This is a genomic window from Faecalibacterium prausnitzii (genome assembly GCF_003324185.1).
Taxonomy (GTDB): domain Bacteria; phylum Bacillota; class Clostridia; order Oscillospirales; family Ruminococcaceae; genus Faecalibacterium; species Faecalibacterium prausnitzii.
In genome coordinates, this window is record NZ_PXUP01000009.1 from 82,125 (window position 1) to 105,921 (window position 23,797).

Here is a 23,797-nt window from a genome sequence, read left to right on the forward strand (position 1 = left end):
TTCTCCTATTATTCTGTGATCTTCCGGCACTCGATGTAGTAGCGCTTTTCCTCCGCATGTCCCATGCTGAAGGTCTTGCGGGGCAGCACGCCGCCCATCACAACGCCGCGGAACAGGTCGCTCTTGGCGAAGGGCGGCATCAAAAACGCCACTGCGCCCTGCTTGCACAGCGCACGCACAGCCGGCTCGTCATGCACATAGTCCACCTTTGCTTCCGGGTGGCGCTCGATATAATCCGAAATAAAATCGTCGATGGTGCCCACGGTCAGCGGCTCGGTGGGGTCCTCAAAGCTGAGCACATTGGCCATGTGGGGGCCCGCCAGCGTAAAAGGCTGCTTTTTGCTGCCGCCAAAGCAGCAGCCTGCCATGTTGGAATCGCTCCATGTAATGAGGCTCAGCAGCACGGTGGCGCAGTCCACGTTGAACAGCACCCGGTGGATGGGCTCGATCTCGATGGCCGGGGAGTGCACGTTGCACACCTCTGCCAGACACCAGCGGGCGGGGTGATTTTCTGCCTGTTCCGGGGTCAGAGTCTTTTTCAGCTCCTCCCAGCAGGCCTTTGCGGTAGCCAGCGAGTGGTTGCCATCGCCCACGGCCAGCGTCAGCGGGTCGCGGCGGGTGGCATCGGGGTATTTCTTGTCAAATTCTTCCTGACTGCCCAGCACGGTCAGCGCATTTTCGATCTGTGCGATGAGGGCGGGGTCCTCCACCGCCCAGCCTGCCACATGGCCGCCGCCCAGCATCAGCTCGCCCTCGTATACCTTGGGCAGGCTGTCCTTGTGGGCGGCAATGGGCTCGATGAGGGTGCAGTCCGGGTCATCCGCCAGCATCATGATGTGGGGCGTTTCCAGCGCAGCGCCGGTGCGCACCTTCATGCGGGGCGGGATGCGGCTTTCCACGGTGCACTCGCTGGGGCGCACGGTACATTTTTCGCCACGGCGGTAGCTGTAAGCTTCCAAGTCCACACGCCCTACAAGACCCTGCCGCACCCGGCCGCTCTGCTCGGTGCGCTCCACATAGATAAAGCCGTCCACCGCCCGGGTGAGCACATTTTTGGCGTAATCCTGCATGGTGGCGTGGATCTTTTCCACCCGCGCATCGGCGTCTCCGTCCTCCAGATACACCTCCGGCAGGATCAGGTTCAGGGTGCTGGGCGCACCCGCAGCGGTCTCTTCTGCCCGCTGCCAATAGCTGCGGTCACTGGTGAACTGGTCACAGGCGATGCAGCCCCACTGCTCCAGCGGCACCTGCTCCGAAGGCAGCAGGATGTGTGCGGGTGCAAAACAGGTAGTCGGTTTCATAGTCGTTTCCTCCCCTCTCTATCAAAGCCGCTTCTCAGCGGAACGCTGCGGTGTCGTGCACCACAATGTGCTGCACACCGGCGTCGGCAGCGGCCTGCTCCAGCGCAGCGCGGCTGTCCGCATCCAGTGCGGTGCTGCTGGTGACCAGCAGGTTTTCCATGCCAAGGGACGTGCCGGTGGTGCCAAGGGCATCGGTAGCGGCGGTGCACAGTGCGTCCGGGTAGCTGACCCACAGGGTCACGCTGCCTGCAAAGCGGGTCTGCCATGCGGCGATATCCGCCGTCAGCTGGGCGGCGCGTCCCTCCCGGCTCTTGCCGCCGGAGGCACCGAAGTCCTGCTTGCGGGTGATGATATTGGGGAACTGCACCCCGGTAAGCACCACCTGCTCGTAGCCCATGCCCTGCACCTCCTCAATGAGGTCGCCGACATACTGCACCGCGCTTGCGGCAAAGGGGTTCATCCATGCCTTGCCGCCCTTGGCTGCGCTGACGTTGTCCAGCCAGAGGCTGTTGCCATCGTAGTGCACGCCCATGCTGCGGTCGGTGTACACCGACACCGGGTCGGTAAAGGCGGCAAGCTGTGCCGCCGGGATAATGCCCTCCTCCCGCAGGATGGCGGCGATATTGGCCGCATCCACCGGGTTTTCGGTGATGCTCTGGGCAGCGGCTGCCACCCCGGAAGCGTAGTACACCGTGCCAGCGGCGTCCTTCAGGGTGACAAGGGCGTAGTCTGCGCCCTGCTGCTTCAGCTGCCGGACGGCGGTGCGGATGGCGGCTTCATCGGTCAGGGTGGTCACGTCCAGCTCTGCCCAGCTGCCGCCGGTAATGGCCTTGCCGTCCAGCGGCTTTTCCTCCTCCGGCTCAGACGCTGCCTGCGAAGCAGCAGCGCTGCTTGCCGCCGCAGAGGAGGCGGCTGCCTCGGCGCGGGAAGCGCTTTCGGCCTCCAGATCCCGATCCTTGACCACGGTATACCAAGTGTGGGTGGCCCAATCCAGCACATGGGGTGCGGCAAACCATGCTGCTGCCAGCACTGCCACTACCAGCACCGCAATGCCGATGCCGCGCTTGACGCGCATTTCACGGCTGTAAAAGCTGCGGTGATAATGCTTGACCTTCTGACGTTTATACTTAGCCATGGTATCTTTTCCTCCCTGTCTGCATTACAGGATAACGGAATGTCCGGTAAAGCCATAGATCGCCAGCGCCAGCACGCCGATATACACCAGCGTGATGGGCAGGCCGCGGAATGCTTTGGGGATCGCTTTGCTGCGCAGGCGGTGGCGCGCCTCGGTGACCAGCAGCACCGCCAGCACATAGCCAAGGCCGCTGCCAAGGCCAAAGCCAAGGCTCTGGCCAAGGGTAAAGGACTGGGTGCGCTCCACCAGCACCGTGCCCAGCACGCCGCTGTTCAGCGCGGCCAGCGGCACGATGCGCAGCAGCTGGGCGCGGCGGGGCAGGCTGCGCAGCAGCCACAGCACCAGATGCTCCGCCAGACACACCACGGCAATGCTGGCAATATACACCAGCGGGCGCAGCTGGGCGCGGTTATCCAGCGGGGCAATGAACCGCCCGGCAAGAAAAGCCACCGGCGCCACCAGCACCTGCGTGATGCACAGCATCATGCCGAACAAGGCGCTGCTGGTGCGGTCGTCCCCCACCAGCTGCACCATGCGGGACACGCCCAGTGCACGGGTAAAGACAGCGTTCTGTGCAAAAATGGCCAGCAGTGCATAGCTGAAAAACACTGCCGAGCTGCTTACAACTTCCTTCACGGTTCGCGGTCCACCTCCTTCTGGTAGTGCACGGTCAGGGTATCCCGTGCTTCCTTTTTCAGATATTCCTTGCGCTTTGCAGCCGCAGCGCGCCAGATGGCGCACAGGATGCCCAGCACGATAAAGCCGCCCGCCGGCATCTTAGCCAGCGGCAGCAGCGCCCAGCGCCCCACCGGGGCACCGAACACGGTGCCAAGGCTGAGCCACTCGCGCACCACGCCCACCACGAGCAGCAGCAGCGCGTAGCCCACGGTGATGCGCACGCCCTTGGAAACGGCCTTGTGCACTGTCTCCTGCACGCGGCCGAAGCGGTAGGTCAGAAGCGGCTCCACCACCAGCATGGGCAGGTAGATGCCAAGGTTCAAAAGCCCGGTGCCAAACACGAAGTTCAAAATGGGATATGCCGCCAGGTACACCACAGCGGCGCTGGCTGCGTACAAAAGTGCGCGGGGCAGCAGCTTTTTTTGCAGCTGCTCCGGGGTAGGCTCCTCGTCCCGCAGGGGTACAAGGCGGCTGAGCAGGCAGGCCAGCACGCGGGAGGGCACCAGCAGCAGCGTCACCGCCGCCGCCAGCATCAGGCCGTTCTGCCCGGTGGTAGCCACGACCACCAGCGGTGCCAGACCCATGCCCTGCATGACCACCGGGTTATTCAGGAACACACGGTCATGATGGGCAAACTTTTCGGGGTCCTTTAAAATCAGTTCCGCAGTACGCTTTTTCATTCCGCAGCCTCCTTTCGTTCGGACGGCAGACGGTGCAGCAGACGGTACAGCCGCTCCTCGGTGCGGTCAATGAGCGCGGACACGCTGTTGACTGCCAGCAGTGCAAAGCAGACGCCGGTCTCGTACACGCCGAAATAGCGGAAGCCCATGGTGGCAGCACCCACTAGGGCGCCGTACAGGATGCGTCCGAGCCGGTGATGGGCGCAGGTGTAGGGCTCGTTGAGCAGGAACACCGCACAGAACAGCACCGCACCGGTGTGCAGCTCGTCCCGGATGCCCTGCAGGCGGGGCAGCAGGCTGCTGAAGAGGGTGCTGTCCGCCAAACCCACCTGACGCGGGAAGAAGAAGGCGATGAGCCCGCAGGTGATGAGAAAGCTCGCTGATGCGCCGATGTGCACGTCCTTCTGGGTCCACAGCACAAGGCCGCAGGCCAGAATGACCAGCGCCGCACCGGTGCCCATGGGGGCAGCAAACTCGCCCAGCACAACGGCGAGGGCGTTCAGGTTCAGGATGCCGCCGCTGCGCAGGGTATCCTCGATGGTGCTGCTCACCGGCACGGCAGAGGCGTTCCACAGGGGCAGCGGCGTATAGGGCTGCGGGTAGCGCACCACCTGCTCCGGCCACGATACCGCCGCCACGGCGTAGCCCACGGCAGCGGGGTTGAAGGGATAGCTGCCGTAGCCGCCAAAGACCTCCTTGCCGATGAGCACGCCCGCCAGCACTGCCACCACCAGCACATAGATGTCCACGGTGGCGGGCATGAGCAGGGCGATGATCAGGCTGAAACTCTCGTTGGAGAGATCTTTATTGGTGTACACCCGATGGCGCAGCAGCGCCACCAGACGGTCGCACAGGTTGCCGGTAAGCAGGGCGATGCCGCACAGCAGCAGCGGACGCGCCCCATAGAAATAGCAGGCCATGCACAGCAGCGGCACACACAGCCAGAAAACGTGCTTATAGTACCGGCCGGTCTTTTGCAGCTGCCGCTCCTGCTCTTGGATCAAAGCTTCATCCATATACGGGCCTCCTTACAGGCTGGCCAGTGCGCCCACAGCCGCAGCAGGGTCGGCGGCGCCGAACACGGCACTGCCTGCCACCAGCACGTCGGCACCGGCTTCTACGCACAAGGGTGCGGTGGCGGCATCCACGCCGCCGTCCACCTCCAGCAGGTAGGAAAGGCCGCGTGCTTCCCGCTCTGCCTTGAGCCAGCGGAGCTTGTCCAGCGCCGAGGGCATGAACTTCTGCCCGCCGAAGCCGGGTTCCACGCTCATCACCAGCACCAGATCCAGCTGGTTCAGCCACGGGGCCAGCGCCTCGGCCGGGGTGCCGGGCTTAATGGTCAGACCCACCTTGCAGCCCAGCGCACGAACGGCATCAATGGTGGCCTGAATATCATCTTCGCACTCCAGATGGAAGTTATACAGGGTAGCACCAGCCTTGATAAAGGGCTCGGCGTATTGCAGCGGGTGGCTGATCATCAGATGCACGTCATAAAAGGCATCCGGCAGCGCCTTGTGCAGGCTTTTGAGCACCGGCACACCAAAGCTGATGTTGGGCACAAAATGCCCGTCCATCACGTCATAGTGCAGCATCTGTGCGCCGGCGTCCAACACCATGCGGCAGTCTGCACCCAGCTTGCCAAAATCAGCAGAAAGAATCGAAGGACTTACGATGGCCATAATATTTCATTACGCTCCGTTATTTTTAGCAATTTTTATCCCATGTGTTGCGCGTTTTGCAGGGTTCTGCCGGGCAAAAAATACGCGGGCATGGTTATCTTTTAGTTTACATGAAAACGGCCAAAAAATCAAACCCGCAGCCGTTTTTTTCACCGAAAAGTCGTAAATGGCGCAAAAAGTCCATTGCGCGGCAGCATCTCCATGTGCCGCGCAGCTGCCGCCGAAGGCTTGCCATTTTGCAGCAGCTTTCTTTGAAGCAGAACGATTTGGAATGGCCTCCGCGTTGCTCTGGCCATATTCAGCGGAAAATAGATTTTTAATTCCGCGTTTGTCGCACTCTGCGGAGTGCTCCAAACGCATTTTCACAAGAGGGGGTCACAGCGGTAAGCAGAATTTTTATTCCAACAACGCCAAAGCAGCCAGACCGCCCGGGCGGGGCAGTCTGGCTGCGGGGTCTTATTCTACCGGCTTCATGCTGGCGGGTTCCTCCACTGCGCCGGGCTGCCCGGCGGCGTCCGGCAGGCGCTTCATGCCGCCGGGGTTGGGGGAACAGGTGGGCAGGGTGAACACAAAGCGGCACCACTCGCCCTGCTGGCTCTCCACGCGGATCTGCCCGCCGGACAGATTGACCAGCACCTTGCAGATGTTCAGTCCCAAACCGGAGCCGCGGGCGTGCAGGCCGCGGGAACGATCCTCCTTGTAGAACCGCTCGAACACATAGGGCAGCGCCTCCGGGCTGATGCCCTGCCCGGAGTTCCAGATGGAGATCTCGGCCTCGGGGCCAAGCTTTTCCACGCTGAAGCGGATGGTGCCGCCCGCCGGGGTGAACTTGATGGCGTTGTCCAGCAAATTATACGCCACCTGATGGATCAGGTCGGGGTCGGCGTAGACCAGCACCTTTTCATCCATGGTCAGGCCTTCCAGCTCGATCATGCCATCGTTGATGCGCTGCTCTGCGGCAAGCGCCACGCCGGTCAGGGTCTCCCAGATATTGAACATCCGGGCGTTCACCTGATACTCTCCGCTTTCCAGCTTGGAGAGATCCAGCATATTCTGGATGAGCCGTGCCAGACGGCCGGTCTCCTCGCTGACCAGCTGCAGGTAGTGGTTCTGCATCTCGGGCGGGATGGTGCCGTCCAGAATGCCGTCCACAAAGCCCTTGATGGTGGTCATGGGGGTGCGCAGTTCGTGGGCGATGTTGCCCATGAACTGACCCCGGGAGTTATCGTTGGACTGGATGTTCTCCGCCATCTGGTTGAAGGTGCGGGCAAGGTCTGCCACCTCGCCATCACCCTCCACGCCCTCCACGCGGACAGAGAGGTCGCCGCCGCCAAAGCGCTGGGCGGCATCGGTGACCTTTTGCAGCGGGTCGGTGAGCTGACGCATCAACAGGCGGGTCAGCACGCTGGCGCACAGCAGCATCACGCAGGCGGACATGAGGAAGTTGGACCAGAACTGCTGCTTGAAGTCGGTGAGCTGCGCGCCGGAGGAGCACAAAAACAGCCAGCCGCTGAACAGGCTCTGGTCATCGATGGTCTCCACCGCCGCGATATAGCTTTTTTCGGTCAGGGCGCCTCCCAAATCGCCGAAAGCGTGGTAGTGCCGGGCGTCCGGGTCAGCCACTGCGTTGGCGCGCTGGCAGATATCCAGCGGCACGGTGGTGGTAGTAAGCTTGTCCGGGTCGGAGGCGATGAGCACATTGCCCTGTCGGTCGGTGAAAAACAGATAAGCCTCGGCGCTCTCGCCGATGATCTCCAGCTTGGTGTTCAAAGCGTCCAGCTCTGCGCCCTGCGGCATGGTCTCGCTGTTTACCAGATACTCTGCGGTGCGCTTGGCGACATTTACCACCTGATCCAGTGTTTCGTAGCGATCCTTCGCAAAATAATTCTTGAACAGCACCCACTCCGAGCAGCCCATCAGCACGATGCCCAGCACCATCAGGGTGGACACCATGGAGAAAAAGGCCGTGGAGATACTTTTACGCATTATTGACGCACCTCGAACTTATAGCCCACGCCCCAGACGGTTTTCAGTTCCCACTTATCGGAAGCACCGGCCAGCTTTTCGCGCAGGCGCTTGACGTGGACATCAATGGTGCGGCTGTCGCCGTAGTACTCAAAGCCCCACACCTCGTCCAGCAGCTGGTCGCGGGTGTACACGCGGTTGGGGTGGGAAGCCAGACAGTTCAGCAGTTCCAGCTCCTTGGGGGGAGCCTCCACCACCTTGCCCTTGACCCGCAGCTCGTAGCTGTTCATATCCAGACGGAGGTTGTCGAACTCAATAACGCCCTCGGTGCTCTCGGCGGCAGCGGAGGTAGTCTGGCAGCGGCGCAGCACCGCCTTGATGCGTGCCACCACTTCTTTTGCGTCAAAGGGCTTGACCATGTAATCGTCTGCGCCAAGCTCCAAGCCCAGCACCTTGTCAAAGGTCTCGCCCTTGGCGGTAAGCATCATCACCGGGGTGTTGCCCGCCTTGCGGATGCGGCGGCAGACCTCAAGACCGTCCATGCGGGGCATCATCACGTCCAGCAGCACCATGTCCGGCTTGACCGCGTTGAACTTTTCCAGCCCTTCTTCGCCATCGTTTGCCACCGTGACCTGATAGCCCTCCTTGGTCAGGTACAGCCGCAGCAGCTCGCAGATGTTGGCGTCGTCGTCCACCACAAGGATCTTTTCGTTTGCCATAAGTGTTTTCCTCCCCTTTTATGCAGGTTTTTGCTGTATCTTCAGCCCTTCCGGGCGTTTTGACCGGCTCTTTCCTTTCTATTATACGGGACAGTTATGACAAAATAAAGAAGGAAGTGTAGTTTTTTTCACATTTCTGCCTAGGGTACACCTTACGCAGCCGCGCTATCAGCAAGAAACGTTTGCAGCAGAAGCCCCGAAATTTGATTTCTTGCCGATAACCCATCCCGGATTATTTCAGGATTCCTGATTCAAGATAGCCCTGCCCCCTTGCGCTGGCGGGGTTCATCGCGTATAATGGTAGATGTATCGTTATGCCAAAAAACGTGTAAGGAGCGTATTTTATATGAAGTTAGGTATCGTCGGCCTGCCCAACGTGGGCAAGTCCACTCTGTTCAACGCCATCACCTCCACCAAGAACGCGGAGGCTGCAAACTATCCCTTCTGCACCATCGAGCCGAACTCCGGCATCGTGGCTGTGCCGGACAAGCGGCTGGACAAGCTGGCCGAGATCTGGCAGACCAACAAAAAGACCCCCGCCATCGTGGAGTTCGTGGACATTGCCGGTCTTGTGAAGGGTGCAAGTCAGGGCGCAGGCCTTGGCAACAAGTTCCTTGGCCACATCCGCGAGTGTGACGCCATCGTGCACGTGGTGCGCTGCTTTGACGATGACAACATCATCCATGTGGTGGAGGACGTGACCAAGGCCGAGGCCGTGGACCCCATTGCCGATATTGAAGCCATCGACTACGAGCTGATCCTCTCCGACCTTGAGGTGGTGCAGAACCGCGCAGGCCGCATGGCAAAGGCTGCCAAGAGCGGCAACAACAAGGGCGCTGCCGCCGAGGCCGCATGGCTGCAGCAGCTGGCCGACCATCTGAGCGCCGGTAAGCCCGCCCGCAGCTTTGATTTTGACCCCACCGACACCGAGCAGCAGACCGTTCTGCACGAGATGGGTCTGCTGAGCGCAAAGCCGGTGCTGTACGCCTGCAACGTGGGCGAGGATGACCTGATGGAGGGCATCGAGAACAACAAGTACGTCCCGCTGGTGGCTGCCCGCGCCAAGGAGGAGGGCGCCCGCTACATCCCCATCTGCGCCAAGACCGAGGAGGACATTGCGGATTACAGCCCCGAGGAAAAGAAGGCATTTCTGGCCGAGATGGGCATCGAGGCCAGCGGTCTGGACAACCTCATCACCGCCAGCTACGACCTGCTGGGTCTGATCTCCTTCCTGACCGACGGCAAGAAGGAGTGCCGCGCATGGACCATCCGCAAGGGCACCAAGGCTCCGCAGGCTGCCGGTAAGATCCACAGCGACTTCGAGCGCGGCTTCATCCGCGCCAGCGTCATCGGCTACAACGATCTGGAAGCCAACAACTTCGACTACGCCGCCGTCAAGGCCAAGGGTCTGCAGCGCACCGAGGGCAAGGAGTATGTTGTGCAGGATGGCGATGTCATCGAGTTCCTGTTTAATGTTTAAAGGAGTCCACCATGATCTTTGGTATTATGGGCGCTATGCCCGATGAAGTAGACCAGCTGTGTGCAAAGCTGGAAAATGTCACCGTTGAGCCCTACGGCGGCGTGGAGTACCACAAGGGTATGCTGGCCGGCAAGCAGGTGGTGGTGTGCTGCGCCGGTATGGGCAAGGCCAATGCCGCCGCTACCACGCAGGTGCTCATCACCAAGTTCGGCGCGGAGAAGATCATCTTCTCTGGCATTGCGGGCAACATGACCAGCAAGATCGGCATCGGGGATGTGGTCATCGGCAAGACGGTGCTGTACCACGATGCCCAGCTGGATATGATCTGCCAGAACCCGCCGTTCCTGAAGGAATACACCGGCGACCCGGAACTGATCGCCGCTGCCGAAGCCGCCTGCGCCGAAGCCGGGGTAAAGGCACTGGTGGGCAAGATCGCCACCGGCGATCTGTTCGTGGGCGACAGCGAGACGAAGGCCGCCATTGAGGCCAAGTGCGCCCCGGACTGCGTGGAGATGGAGGGCGCTGCGGTAAGCCAGATCGCCGCCAAGAACGGCGTGCCCTGCGTCATCCTGCGCGCCATGAGCGACAACGCCGACGAGGACGGCCACGAGGTGCTGGTGGTGAAGAAGTTCTCTATCAGCGAGTATGTCGCCACCGCCACTAAGATCGTAGCAGCGATGGTGGAAAAGCTGTAAATTTCCCCAAAACAACAACAGCCAGACCGGCAGTGCCGGTCTGGCTGTTTTGCGTTTATGTCAGTTTTTGGTCAGGTCTTTGGTATACAGGGCGCGGGTGGCGTTGAGCACGGCGATGACCATCACGCCCACATCTGCAAAGATGGCTGCCCACATTCCGGCAATGCCCAGTGCGCCCAGCAGCAGGCACAGCGCCTTGATGCCCAGCGCGAACACGATGTTCTGGTGCACGATGCGCAGGGTGCGGCGGGCAATGCGCATAGCCAGCGCGATCTTGGCGGGGTCGTCATCCATCAGCACCACGTCTGCGGCCTCGATGGCGGCGTCCGAGCCCAGCGCACCCATGGCGATGCCCACGTCTGCGCGGGAGAGCACCGGCGCATCGTTGATGCCGTCACCCACAAAGGCAAGGTTCTCCTTGGGCTGCTTTTCAGCCAGCAGCTTTTCGATCTGGTCTACCTTGTCGCCGGGCAAAAGACCGGCGTGGTACTCGTCCAGACCCAGCTGCTGCGCTACCGCCTGTGCCACCGGCTGTGCATCGCCGGTCAGCATGACCGTCTTGCGCACGCCGGAAGCCTTCAAAGCGCGGATGGCATCGGCGCTGTGGGGCTTTACCACGTCCGAAATCAGCAGATAGCCCGCATAGCTGCCCTCCACGGCAACGTGCACGATGGTGCCCACGCCGTCCACGGCGGGCACGGCAAGGCCAAGCTTTTCCATCAGGCGGGCGTTACCGGCAGCAACGCTCTTGCCGTCCACCTTCGCGGTCACGCCATGACCGCCCAGCTCCTGCACGTCCGTGACCCGGGCGGCGTCAATGGGCTTGCCGTAGGCGGCCTTGATGCTCAGGGAGATGGGGTGCTTGGACCAGCTTTCTGCCAGCGCAGCGGCTTCCACCAGTGCGGCGTCGGTCACGCCCTCGGCCGGGTGGATGCCGGTGACCTTAAAGGTGCCCTGCGTCAGGGTGCCGGTCTTATCGAACACCACAACGCCGGTGTTGGCAAGCTCTTCCAGATAGGTAGAGCCCTTGATGAGGATGCCGCAGGAGGAAGCGCCGCCGATGCCGCCGAAGAAGCTCAGCGGAATGGAGATGACCAGCGCACAGGGGCAGCTGATGACAAGGAAGGTCAGGGCGCGGTAGACCCAGTCGCCAAAGCGGGCGGGCTGTCCCATGAGCAGCAGCACCACCGGCGGCAGAAGAGCCAGCGCCAGTGCGCCGTAGCAGACGGCGGGGGTATACACCCGGGCAAAGCGGGTGATAAAGTTTTCTGCTCGGGCTTTTTTCATGCTGGAATTTTCCACAAGATCCAGAATTTTAGAGACGGTGGACTCGCCAAATTCCTTGGTGGTGCGCACCTTCAAAAGGCCGGTCATGTTCACGCAGCCGCTGATGACCTCGTCCCCGGCGTTCACGTCCCGGGGCAGGCTCTCGCCGGTCAGGGCGGCAGTGTTCAGGGCAGAAGCGCCCTCCACGATGACGCCGTCAATGGGCACCCGCTCGCCGGGCTGCACCACGATGACGGTGCCCACCTCGACCTCATCCGGGTCCACCTGTTCCAGCTTGCCGTCCTCGCCCTCGATGTTGGCGTAGTCCGGGCGAATGTCCATCAGGCTGGCAATGCTCTGGCGGCTCTTGCCCACGGCGACGCTCTGGAACAGCTCGCCGATCTGGTAGAAGATGATAACGGCGCAGCCCTCCACATAGTCGCCCAGCGCAAACGCGCCCACGGTGGCCACTGCCATCAGAAAGCACTCGTCAAAGGGCTGACGGTTCTTGATGCCCTTCAGCGCCTTGCGCAGCACGTCCCAGCCCACCACAAGGTAGGGGATGCAGTAGAGCGCCAGCTCTACCGGCATGGGCAAGGCGGGCAAAAGCTTGAGCACGATCACCAGTGCCACGGCGATCAGAATGCGCTCAAGGGTCTTTTTTTGTTTCTTGTTCATAAGCAACGCTCCTCATTTTGCGGTGCAGCGGATGAAAAACGGGTGGTTTTCCACAAGTTTTTCGGCAAAAAATGGTTATTCCACAGTTTTACCCGCGTTTTCCACACAGTTTTCCTGTAAAAAAGCGCTTTTCCACGCTTCTTTTTCTCTTTTTCCGCAAAGCGTGTTGAAAACCCGGTGGAAATTGTTGAAAAGTGGTGGATTTTTCCACAGAAAAACTCCCCCAGTCCGTACCGACCGGGAGAGCTTTGCCGCACATCAGATATCAAAGATCTCGCAGTCGTCCTCTACCTTCTTGCAGGCAGACAGCACATTCTCCATGGTGGCGTGGGGGTCGGCACCCTCGGCGAACTCCACCTTCATCTTCTGGGTCATAAAGCTGACGGTCGCCTTTTCCACACCGGCTACGGTGTTGGCGGCATCCTCCATCTTCTGGGCGCAGTTGGCGCAGTCCACTTCGATCTTGTAGGTCTTTTTCATAATAAGTACCAGCCTTTCTTTTTGTGCGGGCGTGCGCCCGGTCATTCTTCGATATGGTCCATCCCCATGGAGAGGATGCTGCGCACATGGTCATCGTCCAGTGCGTAGAAAACAGTTTTGCCCTCCCGCCGGAAGCGCACAAGCTTGGAATCCTTGAGCACCCGCAGCTGGTGGCTGACGGCAGACTGGCTCAGCTGCACGGCGTCCGCGATATCCTGCACGCAAAGTTCGCTGTCATGTAAGGCATACAAAATTTTGATGCGGGTGGAATCGCCAAACACGCGGAACAGATCTGCCAGTTCGTACAGCACCTCGTCATCCGGCATCTCCACCGGCTGTTTTTCCTTTTCCGGTGCGGCTTGTTCTAGCCCGGTCATGCTGTCCTCTCCCTTCGTTTCGATATATGAGCATCTGTTCATGTGTTCATGATAACACGCAGACAGCCCCCTGTCAAGCAAAATCCGCAAAGTTTTTTACATTGCCGCAAAATTGCTGAAAATCGCCGTAAAACGCAAAAAAGATGCAATTTTAATTTGCAAACAGGGTGCGGGTTGGGCAGCAGAACGATTTGAAATGGCTTCCGCTTCTTCCGGGTTGCGGCACCCAGCATCCGCATCGTGCCTTGGGCGGCACGTGCGTCTTGCTGGCCGCTGCCCCAACAACTCCTCCCTGTTTCCGCCGCTGGCGGCGGTCGTCGTCGTTGCTAGCCATATTCAGTGGAAAAATCATTTTCAATTTCGCGTTTGGAGCGACCGCGTTTGCGGAGCGCAGCGCAGCAATGAAAGCCCCAGTGGGGCTTTTAAGCGGCAGAGCGGTCTGCGTTAGCAGATGGAGGGGCTTTGCCCTGACAAGCTCTGCGGAGCGCTCCAAACGCATTTTCACGGGAGGAGTCGTAACGGAAAACGGCATTTGCAGCGCCGCTTTCTGCGAAAGCGCAGCGCTGCGGGCGGGCGCTCGCTCCCCCTCGGGGGAGCTGTCGCGCAGCGACTGAGGGGCTATGGATGGAGAAGCGAAAAAAGCGTTAAAGCGATAGCGCCGACTGGCGCAGCGCTAGCTTTTTTGTGCTTCGACTTCTTCTTTAGGATTGTCAAGGGCGAGCAGCCCCTGGCCCGTTGCGGGGTGGGTGGAGTCCAGAGGTAGGGAGGGGGGGAGTCGGAACACCCCTCCCTGCCTCTGGCCCAGCGGAGCGTCCCTGCACGCTGCTGGCAGGCAGAAACGTTCCCCGCGGAGCGCGACACGCTTCCAGTCCTCCCGCTTTCCGGGCGCTTCCCTGAAAAAATATGCAAAAAATAGTGCATTCCGGCGCGTTTTGTGATATCTTATAAAGGTGTATGACCACAAATAACACAACTGCGTCCAAAGGACGCATAAGGAGGAACTGTATATGAAGCTGGAAACCGGTATCTGCGGCGAGCAGAGCGTGCGCGTGAGCGCAGAGAACACTGCAAAGACCATGGGCAGCGGCACACTGGACGTGTTTGCCACCCCCGCACTGGTGGCACTGGCCGAAAAGACCTGCTGGCAGAGCGTTGCCCCTGCGCTGGAAGCAGGCAGCGGCACCGTGGGTACCAAGCTGGAGCTGGAGCACACCGCACCCACCCCTGTGGGCATGACTGTGACCTGCCGCAGCGAGCTGGTGGCAGTGGAGGGCCGCAAGCTGACCTTTAAGGTGACGCTTGCGGACGAGAAAGGCCCTGTGGGCGGCGGCACCCACGAGCGCTTTGTCATCTTTGAGGAAAAGTTTGCTGCTAAGGCCGAGGCCAAAAAGGGCTAAGAGTCGCTTTTGTCTGTTTCGTCCAGCCGCAGCGGCGGCAAGTCTGCAGCCAGCAGCTGCTGCTCGGCGCGGGTCTGCGCGTCCTGCAAAAGCTGCACAGCCTGCACACTGGCGCGGAACAGCTCAAAGTACATGGCCTTGTAATCCGGCACGGTGCACACCCCCTTTGCGTTTCTGTGGGTAGTCTGCCCCGCAGCCTGCGCCCCGATACGCCGGACGAACCCCGCAGACAATGATTGACACCTGATATGAGGAGCTTATGAAAAACAAAAACTTATCCTGGGCGGGGGCGCTGTTCGTCTTTGCCCTGCTGCTGTGGTGCACGGCGGTGACCCCCGGCAAGGTGGCCGACCCCGCCACCTACACCTGTGCGGTGTACAGCACTTTCTTTTCCCTGCTGCCGCCGGTCATTGCCATCGTGCTGGCGCTGAACACCAAGGAGGTGTACACCTCGCTGCTGGTGGGCATTGCTTCCGGTGCGCTGCTGTATGCCAACGGCAACCTTGAGCTGGCGCTGAACACCCTGTTCTTCAACGAGGACGGCGGCATGATCACCAAGCTGTCGGACTCCGGCAACGTGGGCATTCTGGCCTTTCTGGTGATGCTGGGCATTCTGGTGGCGCTGATGAACAAGGCGGGCGGCTCGGCAGCCTTCGGGCGCTGGGCGTCCACCCACATCCACAGCCGGGCGGGCGCACAGTTTGCCACCCTGCTGCTGGGCGTGATGATCTTTGTGGACGACTACTTCAACTGCCTGACCGTTGGCTCGGTGATGCGCCCGGTGACCGACCGGCAGAAGGTGTCCCGCGCAAAGCTGGCTTACCTGATCGATTCCACCGCCGCGCCCATCTGCATCATTGCGCCGGTGTCCAGCTGGGCGGCTGCGGTCACCTCCAGCGTCCCGGCGGGCTCTGGCATCAACGGCTTTACCATGTTCCTGCGCACCATTCCTTATAACTATTACGCCGTCATGACCGTTGTGATGAGCCTGTTCCTCATCTTTACCGGGGCGGAGTTCGGCCCCATGAAGCTGAACGAGGACAACGCCAAAAACGGCGACCTGTTTACCACCGCCGACCGTCCCTATGGCGACGATGTGGACGATGGGAATGACACCAACGGTCACGTCATCGACCTGATCGCACCGGTGCTGGTGCTGATCGCGGCCTGCATCTTCGGCATGGTGTACACCGGCGGCTTCTTTGAGGGCGTGGACTTCATCACCGCCTTTGCGGACTGCAACGCTTCGGCGGGTCTGGTGCTGGGCAGCAGCATCGCCCTGCTGTTCACCTTTGTATTTTACCGGGTACGCGGCGTGATGACCTTTCAGGACTTTGCCGCCTGCATCCCCGAGGGCTTCAAGGCCATGGTCAGCCCCATGCTGATTTTGTCCCTTGCATGGACGCTGTCCGGCATGACCGGCCTGCTGGGCGCAAAGTATTATGTGGCAAACCTGCTGGGCAATTCTGCGGCGGCGCTGCAGTATCTGCTGCCGTTCATCATCTTCCTTGTGGCGGTGTTCCTTGCCTTTGCCACCGGCACTTCCTGGGGCACCTTCTCCATCCTGATCCCCATCGTCTGTCAGGCATTCCCGGACGGCGAGATGCTGGTGGTGTCCATTGCCGCCTGCCTGTCCGGCGCGGTGTGCGGCGACCACTGCTCTCCCATCTCGGATACCACCATTATGGCTTCGGCGGGCGCACATTGCAGCCATGTGAACCACGTTTCCACCCAGCTGCCTTACGCCATTACGGCGGCAGCCTGCTCGGCGGTGTGCTACATCATCACCGGCCTTGCACAGGCAGTGCTGGGCAGCCGCGCAAGCCTTGTCACCTCGCTGGTGCTGCTGGTGGTAGCCATCGTGCTGGAACTGGCGGTGCTCAGCGTCATCCGCGCCCGCACCCGGGCAAAAACTTCCGGGGATGCTGTGTAAAAATTCCGCTATGCAGCGGGGCATTTTCGTGGTATACTAGCCGTATAGCAAGAAAACTAAAGCATTGGAGGCGCATGACCCATGCTGGAAAAAGCTTTTCAGGACGTCTACACCAAATTCAAGCTGCATTTTTACCAGAACGTGTTCCAGCGCTTTGCCACCCGTGAGGCTACCCTGACCACGGTGGAGTCCTTCTGCATGGAGGGCATCATGGCGATGGGCGAGCCCACCATCGCGGAGTTTTCCCGCATGATGCAGATCTCCACCCCCAATGCGGCGTACAAGATCGGCAGTCTGGTGAAAAAGGGCTATGTGGAAAAGATCCAGTCCACCACCGACCGGCGGGAGTACCATCTGCGCCCCACCCAGAAGTATATCGACTACTACAACATCAGTTACTCTTACCTGCACACCGTAGTGGAGCGTGCCCGGCAGCGCTTTACCCCCGAGGAATGCGCAAAGCTGGAGCAAATGCTTACCATCGTGAGCACCGAGCTGATGCCGGAACTGGACATACTGAAAAAAGGCGAGGAATAAAAACGATAAAACGGCTGCTGCACAAGAACGTGCAGCAGCCGTTTTGCATATCTCGTTACAGCACCATAAACAGCGTACCGGCGGTGATGAGGGCGCAGCCGATGAGGTTTTTGGCGGTGAAGGGCTCGTGCAGCACCACAAAGGCCAGCGCAAGGGTGATGACCACGCTCAGCTTATCAATGGGCACTACCTTGGACGCTGCACCCACCTGCAAGGCGTGGTAGTAGCACAGCCAGCTTGCACCCGTGGCAAGGCCGGACAGCACCAGAAACAGCCAGCTGCGGCGGGAGATATCCGCAATGCCGGTCTGGGTGCCGGTGAGGAACACCATGCCCCAGCTCATCAGCAGCACTACCGCCGTGCGGATGGCGGTGGCAAGGGTGGAGTTGACCCCCTCGATGCCGATCTTCGCCAGAATCGAGGTAAGGGCAGCGAACACCGCAGACCCCAGCGCGTAAACGAACCACATGGCAAACACCTCCTTTTTGCCCCAGTATACGCCTTTGTGTGACGGAATACAAGGTTGCCGGGAGGAGGACGATTTGGATTGCGCGCCGCGTTGCTCTGCGCATCATCAGCGGAAAGAATATTTATAATTTCGGAGCACCGGAGCGTCTGCGGACACTCCGGTGCTCCATTTTCACGAGAGGGGCTGATGGGTTGAAAAAATTTCGCCTTCCTGTACAAACGCACTGAAAAATTGTAGGATAAGAATGGAAAAGACGTTCACTTTCACGCTTTACAGCTTTACCTAGATAAAGTAAAATAAGAACAGAAGCCTTTCATCCTATGGGCGCGGAGGATGCCGCGCCGGATGTTTTTGTGTATAGAGACGCCGGAATTGTGCCGGCGCAGGGAAAGAAACAAGGGAAAGGAAACGAGGGAGCGAAATGGAGTTCAGTCTGGAGCATTTGCAGCCAAAGGAGCGCGCCTCCTTTGCGCTGCGCAGCCTGTACGAGACGGCAGGCTGCCGCAAGTACCACATGGGACGGTTCGAGGAGTACAGCCTGTATCAGGAGAACCGCAGCTTTCTGTCGTCGGAGCAGGTCATCACCTTTACCGATTTGGACGGCCGTCTGCTGGCACTCAAGCCGGACGTGACCCTGTCCATCGCAAAGACGGCGCAGCCCGCCCCGGGCGAGACGCTGCGGTACTACTACCACGAGAACGTCTACCGCCCCTCCGCCGAAAGCCACACCTTTAAAGAGATCTCCCAGATGGGTCTGGAGCTGCTGGGCGCTGTGGGCGAAGCCGAGGTGCAGCAGGCGGTATGTCTGGCGGCGCAGTCGCTTGCGGCGCTGGGCGCAGAGTGGGTGCTGGAAGTCAGCCACATGGGCTACCTGTTCGGCCTGTTCGATGCGCTGGGCGTGCCGGAGGCCGCCCGGGCGCAGCTGCTGGAAAAGCTGCGGCAGAAAAACGCCCACGAACTGCGCGCCGCCGCGCTTTCTGCGGGGCTTTCCGAAACGGCGGCGGACGCCTTGTGCGGGGTGCTGGAACTTTCCGGCGGGTACGCTACCACCCTTTCCAAGGCGGCGGCGCTCTGCCGCAACCCCGCCATGACCGCCGCCGTGGCAGAGCTGACCGCCCTAGCGCCCACGCTGGGACGGGCGGGCGGCAGCATCCGGCTGGACCTGACCTTAGCCGGTGAGATGGAATACTACAACGGCCTTGTGTTTCAGGGCTATCTCAAGGCTTTGCCCCGTCCGCTGCTGAAGGGCGGACGGTACGATTTACTGCTGCAAAAGTTCACCCCCGGGGCGGGTGCTATCGGCTTTGCGGTGTATCTGGACGAGCTGGACCGGCTGAACGCGATGCCGCCGGTGCAGCATCAGGACACCGGCAAGGTGATGCTGAACGTGGCGCTGCCCAAGGGGCGGCTGGGCGACAAGGTCTATCATCTGCTGGCTGGCATCGGCTACGGCTGCCCGGAGGACTACAACGCCACCCGCAAGCTGGTGGTGGAAAACCCGGCAGCGGGCATCCGGTATTTTCTGGTCAAACCCAGCGACGTGGCCATCTATGTGGAGCACGGCGCTGCCGATGTGGGCATCGTGGGCAAGGATATCCTGACCGAGGCCGCCGCAGACGTGTACGAGCTGCTGGACACCGGTCTTGGCCGCTGCCGGATGTGCGTAGCCGCCCCGGCGGGCTACCGGGACGACCCCAGCCGCCCGGTGCGGGTGGCCACCAAGTTCGTCAACATTGCAAAGCGCTACTACGCCTCCATGGGGCGGGATATCGATATCATCAAGCTGAACGGCTCCATTGAGCTGGCCCCCATCCTTGGGCTTTCGGATGTCATCGTGGACATCGTGGAGACCGGCACCACCCTGCGGGAAAACGGCTTGCAGGTGGTCACCGAATTCATGCCCATCTCGGCGCGGTTCATCGCCAACAAGGCCAGCTACCAGTTCAAGCACCGGCAGATGGACACCATGCTGGAAAAGCTGCGCGACACCTTGCACAAGCAGGAGGAAGAGAAATGATCAAGCTGTATAATTTTGACGAGCTGAAGCCGGAGGAAATTCTGAACCGGGACATCCGCGCCGAAAAGAACGTAGAGGACGTGGTGGACGCCATCATTGCGGACGTGCGCACCCGGGGCGACGATGCCCTGAAGGACTACGCCCTGAAATTTGACGGTGCAACAATCGAAAATTTACAGGTGACGCAGGCGGAGATCGACGAAGCCTTTGCGGGCATGGACCCCTATTTTCTCGAGACCCTGCGGCAGGCGGCGGAGAACATCGAGCAGTTCCACCGCCAGCAGGTACACAAGAATTTTGTGATGAACGACCGCCCCGGCATTGTACTGGGGCAGAAATACACCCCCATTGAAAAAGCCGGTGTGTATGTGCCCGGCGGCACGGCGGCGTACCCTTCCACCGTGCTCATGGACGTCATTCCTGCCAAGGTGGCAGGGGTGTCCGAGATCGTCATGACCACCCCCGCCGGGAAGGACGGCAAGGTGAACCCGGTCATTCTGGCCGCTGCCGCCACCGCCGGGGTGACCAAAATTTTCAAGACCGGCGGCGCACAGGCCGTGGCGGCGCTGGCCTACGGTACCCAGAGCATCCCGGCGGTGGATAAGATCGTAGGCCCCGGCAACATCTACGTTGCTACCGCCAAACGCAAGGTGTTCGGCAAGGTGGGCATTGATATGATCGCTGGCCCCAGCGAAATTCTGGTGCTGGCAGACGGCAGCTGCAATCCCGCGTGGGTGGCGGCAGACCTGTTAAGTCAGGCCGAGCACGACAGGCTGGCAAGCCCGGTGCTTGTCACCGACAGCGCAGACCTTGCCAAAGCGGTACAGGCCGAGCTGGAAGTACAAATTCCGCAGCTGCCCCGCGCCGCCATTGCCCGCGCCAGCGTGGACGACAACGGCAAGATCATCCTCTGCACCGACCTGCACAAGGCCATCGAGGCCTGCAATATCATCGCGCCGGAACACTTGGAGGTCTGCGTGGAGGACCCCTTTGGGGTGCTGAACGAGATCCGCAACGCGGGCAGCATTTTCCTTGGCCGCAACGTACCAGAGGCGCTGGGCGATTACTTTGCGGGCCCCAACCACACCCTGCCCACCAGCGGCACCGCACGCTTTTCCAGCCCGCTGGGCGTGGACGACTTCGTCAAGAAGTCCAGCTTCATTTACTACACCCGGGACGCGCTGGAAGCCGTTGCGCCCCGCATTGCAGACTTTGCCGAGCGCGAGGGTCTGCACGCCCACGCCCGCAGCGTGACCATTCGATATGAGAAGTAAGAGGAAACCATTATGAGCCGTTTTCTTTCCCCTGCCCTGTCCGCTGTCACCCCCTACACGCCCGGGGAGCAGCCGCAGGATCAGCAGTACATCAAACTGAATACCAACGAAAGCCCCTATCTGCCGTCGCCCCGGGTGGTGGCAGCCGTGAGCGAAGCCGAGGTGGAAAAGCTGCGTCTTTACTCCGACCCCGCCTGTGCCCAGCTGCTGCGCACGGCGGCGGCGCATTTCGGCTTGCAGCCTTCCCAGGTCATGCCCGGCAACGGCAGCGACGAGAACCTGTTCTTTGCGCTGCGGGCCTTCTGTGACGAGAGCCACCCGCTGGCCTTTGCGGATATCACCTACGGCTGCTACGGCGTGTGGTGCGGTCTGCTGCACATTCCTGCCCATATCATTCCGTTAAAAGAGGACTTCACCCTTGACCCCGCCGATTACCACGGCCTGCACGAGACCATCGTCATTGCAAACCCCAACGCCCCCACCGGGCTGTGCCTGCCCCGGGATGCCATCGAGGGCATTTTGCGATCGAACCCGGACAGCGTGGTCATTGTGGACGAAGCCTATGTGGACTTTGGCGGCGAGAGCTGCGTGCCCCTCATCGACCAATACGAAAACCTGCTGGTGGTGCAGACCTTCTCCAAATCCCGGCAGCTGGCGGGTGCGCGGCTGGGGCTTGCCATGGGCAATGCGGCGCTGATCGCTGACCTGAACCGGGTCAAGTTCAGCCTGAACCCCTACAACATCAACCGCCTGACCCTGAAAGCCGGGCAGGCTGCGCTGGAAGATACCGCCTACTTTGAAAAGACCCGCACCGCCGTTATGGACACCCGCGCATGGACGATGCAGCAGCTGACCGACCGGGGCTTTACCGTACTGGACAGCCGCGCAAACTTTGTGTTTGCCAGCACAGGGCGGATAAACGGCGGTGAGCTATACAAAGAGTTAAAGAAAAGCGGCATTCTGGTGCGGCATTTTGATGCGCCGCGCATTGAAAACTGGCTGCGCATCACCATCGGCACGCCGGAGCAGATGCAGGCGCTGATGGACGCCGTGGACAAAATACTGGAGGTGTGACAATGGCAGAGCGCATGGTAACGCTGGAACGCAACACCAACGAGACCCAGATCGAGCTGACCCTTGATCTGGACGGCACCGGCCGCTACGAGATCGACACCGGCTGCGGCTTTCTGAACCACATGCTGGAGCTGTTTGCCCGGCACGGACGGTTTGATCTGGTGCTCACCTGCCACGGCGATGTGCAGGTGGACTACCACCACACCACCGAGGACGTGGGCATTGCGCTGGGACAGGCCTTTGCCCGGGCGCTGGGCGAGATGCGCGGCATCTGCCGCTACGGCAGCTTCTACCTGCCCATGGACGAGGCGCTGGTGCTGTGCGCGGTGGATCTTTCCGGCCGGTGCACCCTGAACTGGGACATCCGCTGCCAGACCGAAAAGGTGGGCGATTTTGACGTGGAGTGCGCCAAGGAGTTCTGGTACGGCTTTGCCCGCTGCGTGCCCGCAACCGTCCACTTTGTGCAGTTTGCGGGCGAGAACACCCACCACATTCTGGAAGCCTGCTTCAAGGGCGCGGGGCACGCATTGGCCGAGGCCGTGCGCATCGACGCGGCACACCGGGACGAGATTCCCTCCACGAAAGGACTGCTGGTATGATCGCCATTCTTGATTACGGCGTGGGCAATCTGTTCAGCCTGCGTTCCAGCTTGCAGCAGCTGGGGCTGCAGGCGGTGGTCACCGCCGACGCCGCTGCCATCCGCGCCGCCGACCGGCTTATCCTGCCGGGGGTGGGCGCATTCGGGGATGCCATGGCAAAGCTTACCGCCACAGGCCTTGTGCCGGTGCTGAAGGATCAGGCGGAACAGAAGCCCCTGCTGGGCATCTGCCTTGGGATGCAGCTGCTGTTTGAAAAAAGCTACGAATACGGCGAGCACGCCGGGCTGGGCTTTATCAAAGGCGAGGTCTGCCCGCTGGGGCCCGACCTTGCGGACAAAAGTCTGAAAGTGCCGCAGATGGGCTGGAACGCCTTGCACATCGTAAAGGATGACCCCCTGTTCCGCTACATCCGCGAGGGCGAGTATGTGTACTACGTCCACAGCTACTACGGCAAAAACTGCACCGAAAGCACCCTTGCCGTCAGTGATTATTCCATCCCGGTCACCGGCGCGGTGCGGGCGGGGCGGGTGTACGGCACCCAGTTCCACCCGGAAAAGAGCGGCGACACCGGGCTCAGAATTCTGAAGGCGTTCAGCGAATTGTGAGCGGGCGAGGACGCTAAAGGAGAAACAACTATGCAGCTATTTCCAGCCATTGACCTGCGCGGCGGGCAGGTGGTGCGCCTGACACAGGGCGACTACGACCGCATGACCGTTTACGGGCAGGACCCCTGCGCACAGGCACGCAGCTTTGTGGCCGCCGGGGCAAAAAATCTTCATGTGGTGGACTTGGACGGTGCCAAGGACGGCACCCTTTCCAACTACGATACCATTGCCGCACTGGCAAAGCAGGGCGGTTTGTACATCGAGGTAGGCGGCGGCATCCGCACCGAGGAGCGCATTGAAAAATACCTTTCCCTCGGGGTGGGGCGCTGCATTCTGGGCAGCGTGGCGGTGACGGATTTTGCCTTTACCGCCCGGATGCTGCAAAAATACGGCGATAAAATTGCCGTGGGCGTGGACGCCAAGGACGGCTATGTGGCCATCCACGGCTGGAAGGAGGTCAGCGCCGAGCCGGGCGTAGCCTTCTGCAAGCGGCTGGCAGAGGCCGGCTGCACCGCCATCATCTACACCGACATTGCCTGTGACGGCGCGATGCAGGGCACAAACCTGAGCCTTTACCGGCAATTAGCGGCCCAAGTGCCCGGGGTGGCCTTTACCGCCAGCGGCGGCATCTCCTCTGAGGCAGAGCTGCTGGAATTGCAGCGCATGGGCACGGCAGCGGCCATTCTGGGCAAAAGTCTGTACACCGGCGCGCTGGACCTTGCCCGCTGCGTGCAGCTGGTGCAGGACTGAGAAAGAGGG

The 23,797-nt window shown here is 60.8% G+C and carries 26 protein-coding genes; 12 read left to right on the forward strand and 14 right to left on the reverse strand.

Translation table 11 applies throughout. The features are described from left to right. Window positions 1-8: 8 nt before the first annotated feature. The 9 genes from C7J97_RS07695 to C7J97_RS07730 form a co-directional block, all read right to left on the reverse strand. Window positions 9-1,301 carry a DUF1015 domain-containing protein gene (locus C7J97_RS07695; RefSeq protein ID WP_113992497.1) on the reverse strand — a complete coding sequence of 431 codons (1,293 nt, stop codon included), beginning with the start codon at window positions 1,299-1,301 and terminating at the stop codon, window positions 9-11. Between the two features lie 34 nt (window positions 1,302-1,335). Beyond that, a complete protein-coding gene (locus C7J97_RS07700) occupies window positions 1,336-2,436 on the reverse strand; it encodes a putative glycoside hydrolase (protein WP_113992498.1) in 1,101 nt (366 codons plus the stop codon). A gap of 24 nt (window positions 2,437-2,460) precedes the next feature. After that, window positions 2,461-3,072, reverse strand: a complete 612-nt coding sequence (locus tag C7J97_RS07705) for an Rnf-Nqr domain containing protein (protein WP_112121480.1) — start codon at window positions 3,070-3,072, stop codon at window positions 2,461-2,463. Further along, complete coding sequence (locus C7J97_RS07710; RefSeq protein ID WP_113992499.1) at window positions 3,069-3,794, reverse strand: Rnf-Nqr domain containing protein; 726 nt, start codon at window positions 3,792-3,794, stop codon at window positions 3,069-3,071. Before C7J97_RS07710 ends, C7J97_RS07705 begins: the two co-directional genes overlap by 4 nt. Next, window positions 3,791-4,810: an RnfABCDGE type electron transport complex subunit D gene (locus tag C7J97_RS07715; protein WP_112121482.1), complete on the reverse strand. Its 1,020-nt coding sequence runs from the start codon at window positions 4,808-4,810 to the stop codon at window positions 3,791-3,793. The genes C7J97_RS07710 and C7J97_RS07715 overlap by 4 nt, the downstream gene beginning before the upstream one ends. Window positions 4,811-4,822: 12 nt before the next feature. Further along, entirely contained in the window at window positions 4,823-5,473 is a 651-nt protein-coding gene (gene rpe, locus C7J97_RS07720; RefSeq protein ID WP_113992500.1) for a ribulose-phosphate 3-epimerase, read from the reverse strand. Window positions 5,474-5,482: 9 nt separating this feature from the next. After that, window positions 5,483-5,839, reverse strand: coding sequence for a hypothetical protein (locus tag C7J97_RS14845; RefSeq protein WP_207657564.1), 357 nt, complete (start codon window positions 5,837-5,839; stop codon window positions 5,483-5,485). Window positions 5,840-5,929: 90 nt separating this feature from the next. Further along, window positions 5,930-7,459, reverse strand: coding sequence for a sensor histidine kinase (locus C7J97_RS07725; RefSeq protein WP_113992501.1), 1,530 nt, complete (start codon window positions 7,457-7,459; stop codon window positions 5,930-5,932). Then, a complete protein-coding gene (locus tag C7J97_RS07730) occupies window positions 7,459-8,157 on the reverse strand; it encodes a response regulator transcription factor (protein WP_005921458.1) in 699 nt (232 codons plus the stop codon). Before C7J97_RS07730 ends, C7J97_RS07725 begins: the two co-directional genes overlap by 1 nt. A 346-nt stretch (window positions 8,158-8,503) precedes the next feature. On the opposite strand from C7J97_RS07730, the gene ychF reads away from it, so the two are divergent. Together ychF and C7J97_RS07740 are read left to right on the forward strand one after the other, a co-directional pair. Next, on the forward strand, window positions 8,504-9,637 hold the full coding sequence (gene ychF / locus C7J97_RS07735; protein ID WP_097785714.1) for a redox-regulated ATPase YchF: 1,134 nt from the start codon (window positions 8,504-8,506) through the stop codon (window positions 9,635-9,637). A gap of 11 nt (window positions 9,638-9,648) precedes the next feature. Continuing rightward, window positions 9,649-10,332 (forward strand): 5'-methylthioadenosine/adenosylhomocysteine nucleosidase, encoded by a 684-nt coding sequence (locus C7J97_RS07740; protein WP_015537590.1) that lies wholly within the window; start codon window positions 9,649-9,651, stop codon window positions 10,330-10,332. Between the two features lie 60 nt (window positions 10,333-10,392). On the opposite strand, the gene C7J97_RS07745 is transcribed toward C7J97_RS07740, so the two are convergent. The 3 genes from C7J97_RS07745 to C7J97_RS07755 form a co-directional block, all read right to left on the reverse strand. After that, window positions 10,393-12,276 carry a heavy metal translocating P-type ATPase gene (locus C7J97_RS07745; protein WP_113992502.1) on the reverse strand — a complete coding sequence of 628 codons (1,884 nt, stop codon included), beginning with the start codon at window positions 12,274-12,276 and terminating at the stop codon, window positions 10,393-10,395. Between the two features lie 258 nt (window positions 12,277-12,534). Next, complete coding sequence (locus C7J97_RS07750; protein WP_015537588.1) at window positions 12,535-12,756, reverse strand: cation transporter; 222 nt, start codon at window positions 12,754-12,756, stop codon at window positions 12,535-12,537. Between the two features lie 41 nt (window positions 12,757-12,797). Then, window positions 12,798-13,133 (reverse strand): ArsR/SmtB family transcription factor, encoded by a 336-nt coding sequence (locus C7J97_RS07755; protein ID WP_112091660.1) that lies wholly within the window; start codon window positions 13,131-13,133, stop codon window positions 12,798-12,800. A 112-nt stretch (window positions 13,134-13,245) separates the two neighbouring features. Between C7J97_RS07755 and C7J97_RS15205 the strand changes: the two genes are divergently transcribed. Both C7J97_RS15205 and C7J97_RS07770 read left to right on the forward strand, forming a co-directional pair. Beyond that, window positions 13,246-13,581, forward strand: a complete 336-nt coding sequence (locus C7J97_RS15205; RefSeq protein ID WP_207657565.1) for a hypothetical protein — start codon at window positions 13,246-13,248, stop codon at window positions 13,579-13,581. A gap of 559 nt (window positions 13,582-14,140) precedes the next feature. Further along, the gene (locus C7J97_RS07770) at window positions 14,141-14,530 is read left to right on the forward strand and encodes a thioesterase family protein (protein WP_113992506.1); all 390 of its coding nucleotides are present in this window, start codon (window positions 14,141-14,143) and stop codon (window positions 14,528-14,530) included. Here C7J97_RS07770 and C7J97_RS14995 read toward each other — a convergent pair. Further along, window positions 14,527-14,682 (reverse strand): hypothetical protein, encoded by a 156-nt coding sequence (locus C7J97_RS14995; RefSeq protein WP_154251355.1) that lies wholly within the window; start codon window positions 14,680-14,682, stop codon window positions 14,527-14,529. The genes C7J97_RS07770 and C7J97_RS14995 overlap by 4 nt on opposite strands. A 107-nt stretch (window positions 14,683-14,789) precedes the next feature. Between C7J97_RS14995 and C7J97_RS07780 the strand changes: the two genes are divergently transcribed. Together C7J97_RS07780 and C7J97_RS07785 are read left to right on the forward strand one after the other, a co-directional pair. Continuing rightward, complete coding sequence (locus tag C7J97_RS07780) at window positions 14,790-16,463, forward strand: Na+/H+ antiporter NhaC family protein (RefSeq protein WP_113992507.1); 1,674 nt, start codon at window positions 14,790-14,792, stop codon at window positions 16,461-16,463. An 81-nt stretch (window positions 16,464-16,544) separates the two neighbouring features. Next, entirely contained in the window at window positions 16,545-17,000 is a 456-nt protein-coding gene (locus C7J97_RS07785; protein WP_005922600.1) for a MarR family winged helix-turn-helix transcriptional regulator, read from the forward strand. Between the two features lie 55 nt (window positions 17,001-17,055). Here the strand turns inward: C7J97_RS07785 and C7J97_RS07790 are convergent, their stop codons facing one another. Continuing rightward, window positions 17,056-17,469 carry an EamA family transporter gene (locus tag C7J97_RS07790; RefSeq protein WP_113992508.1) on the reverse strand — a complete coding sequence of 138 codons (414 nt, stop codon included), beginning with the start codon at window positions 17,467-17,469 and terminating at the stop codon, window positions 17,056-17,058. Window positions 17,470-17,890: 421 nt separating this feature from the next. Here C7J97_RS07790 and hisG point away from each other — a divergent pair, with 421 nt between their 5' ends. Genes hisG through hisA form a run of 6 tightly spaced genes read left to right on the forward strand, consistent with a single transcriptional unit; the run spans window position 17,891 to window position 23,788 of the window. After that, window positions 17,891-19,486 carry an ATP phosphoribosyltransferase gene (gene hisG / locus C7J97_RS07800; protein ID WP_113992510.1) on the forward strand — a complete coding sequence of 532 codons (1,596 nt, stop codon included), beginning with the start codon at window positions 17,891-17,893 and terminating at the stop codon, window positions 19,484-19,486. Beyond that, entirely contained in the window at window positions 19,483-20,760 is a 1,278-nt protein-coding gene (hisD, locus tag C7J97_RS07805; protein ID WP_113992511.1) for a histidinol dehydrogenase, read from the forward strand. Before hisG ends, hisD begins: the two co-directional genes overlap by 4 nt. 12 nt (window positions 20,761-20,772) lie before the next feature. Next, a complete protein-coding gene (hisC, locus tag C7J97_RS07810; protein ID WP_113992512.1) occupies window positions 20,773-21,834 on the forward strand; it encodes a histidinol-phosphate transaminase in 1,062 nt (353 codons plus the stop codon). 2 nt (window positions 21,835-21,836) lie between these two features. Beyond that, the gene (gene hisB, locus C7J97_RS07815) at window positions 21,837-22,433 is read left to right on the forward strand and encodes an imidazoleglycerol-phosphate dehydratase HisB (RefSeq protein ID WP_097783277.1); all 597 of its coding nucleotides are present in this window, start codon (window positions 21,837-21,839) and stop codon (window positions 22,431-22,433) included. After that, window positions 22,430-23,038, forward strand: coding sequence for an imidazole glycerol phosphate synthase subunit HisH (gene hisH, locus C7J97_RS07820; protein ID WP_113992513.1), 609 nt, complete (start codon window positions 22,430-22,432; stop codon window positions 23,036-23,038). Before hisB ends, hisH begins: the two co-directional genes overlap by 4 nt. Window positions 23,039-23,068: 30 nt before the next feature. Further along, window positions 23,069-23,788, forward strand: coding sequence for a 1-(5-phosphoribosyl)-5-[(5-phosphoribosylamino)methylideneamino]imidazole-4-carboxamide isomerase (hisA, locus tag C7J97_RS07825; protein ID WP_113992514.1), 720 nt, complete (start codon window positions 23,069-23,071; stop codon window positions 23,786-23,788). Window positions 23,789-23,797: the final 9 nt, after the last annotated feature.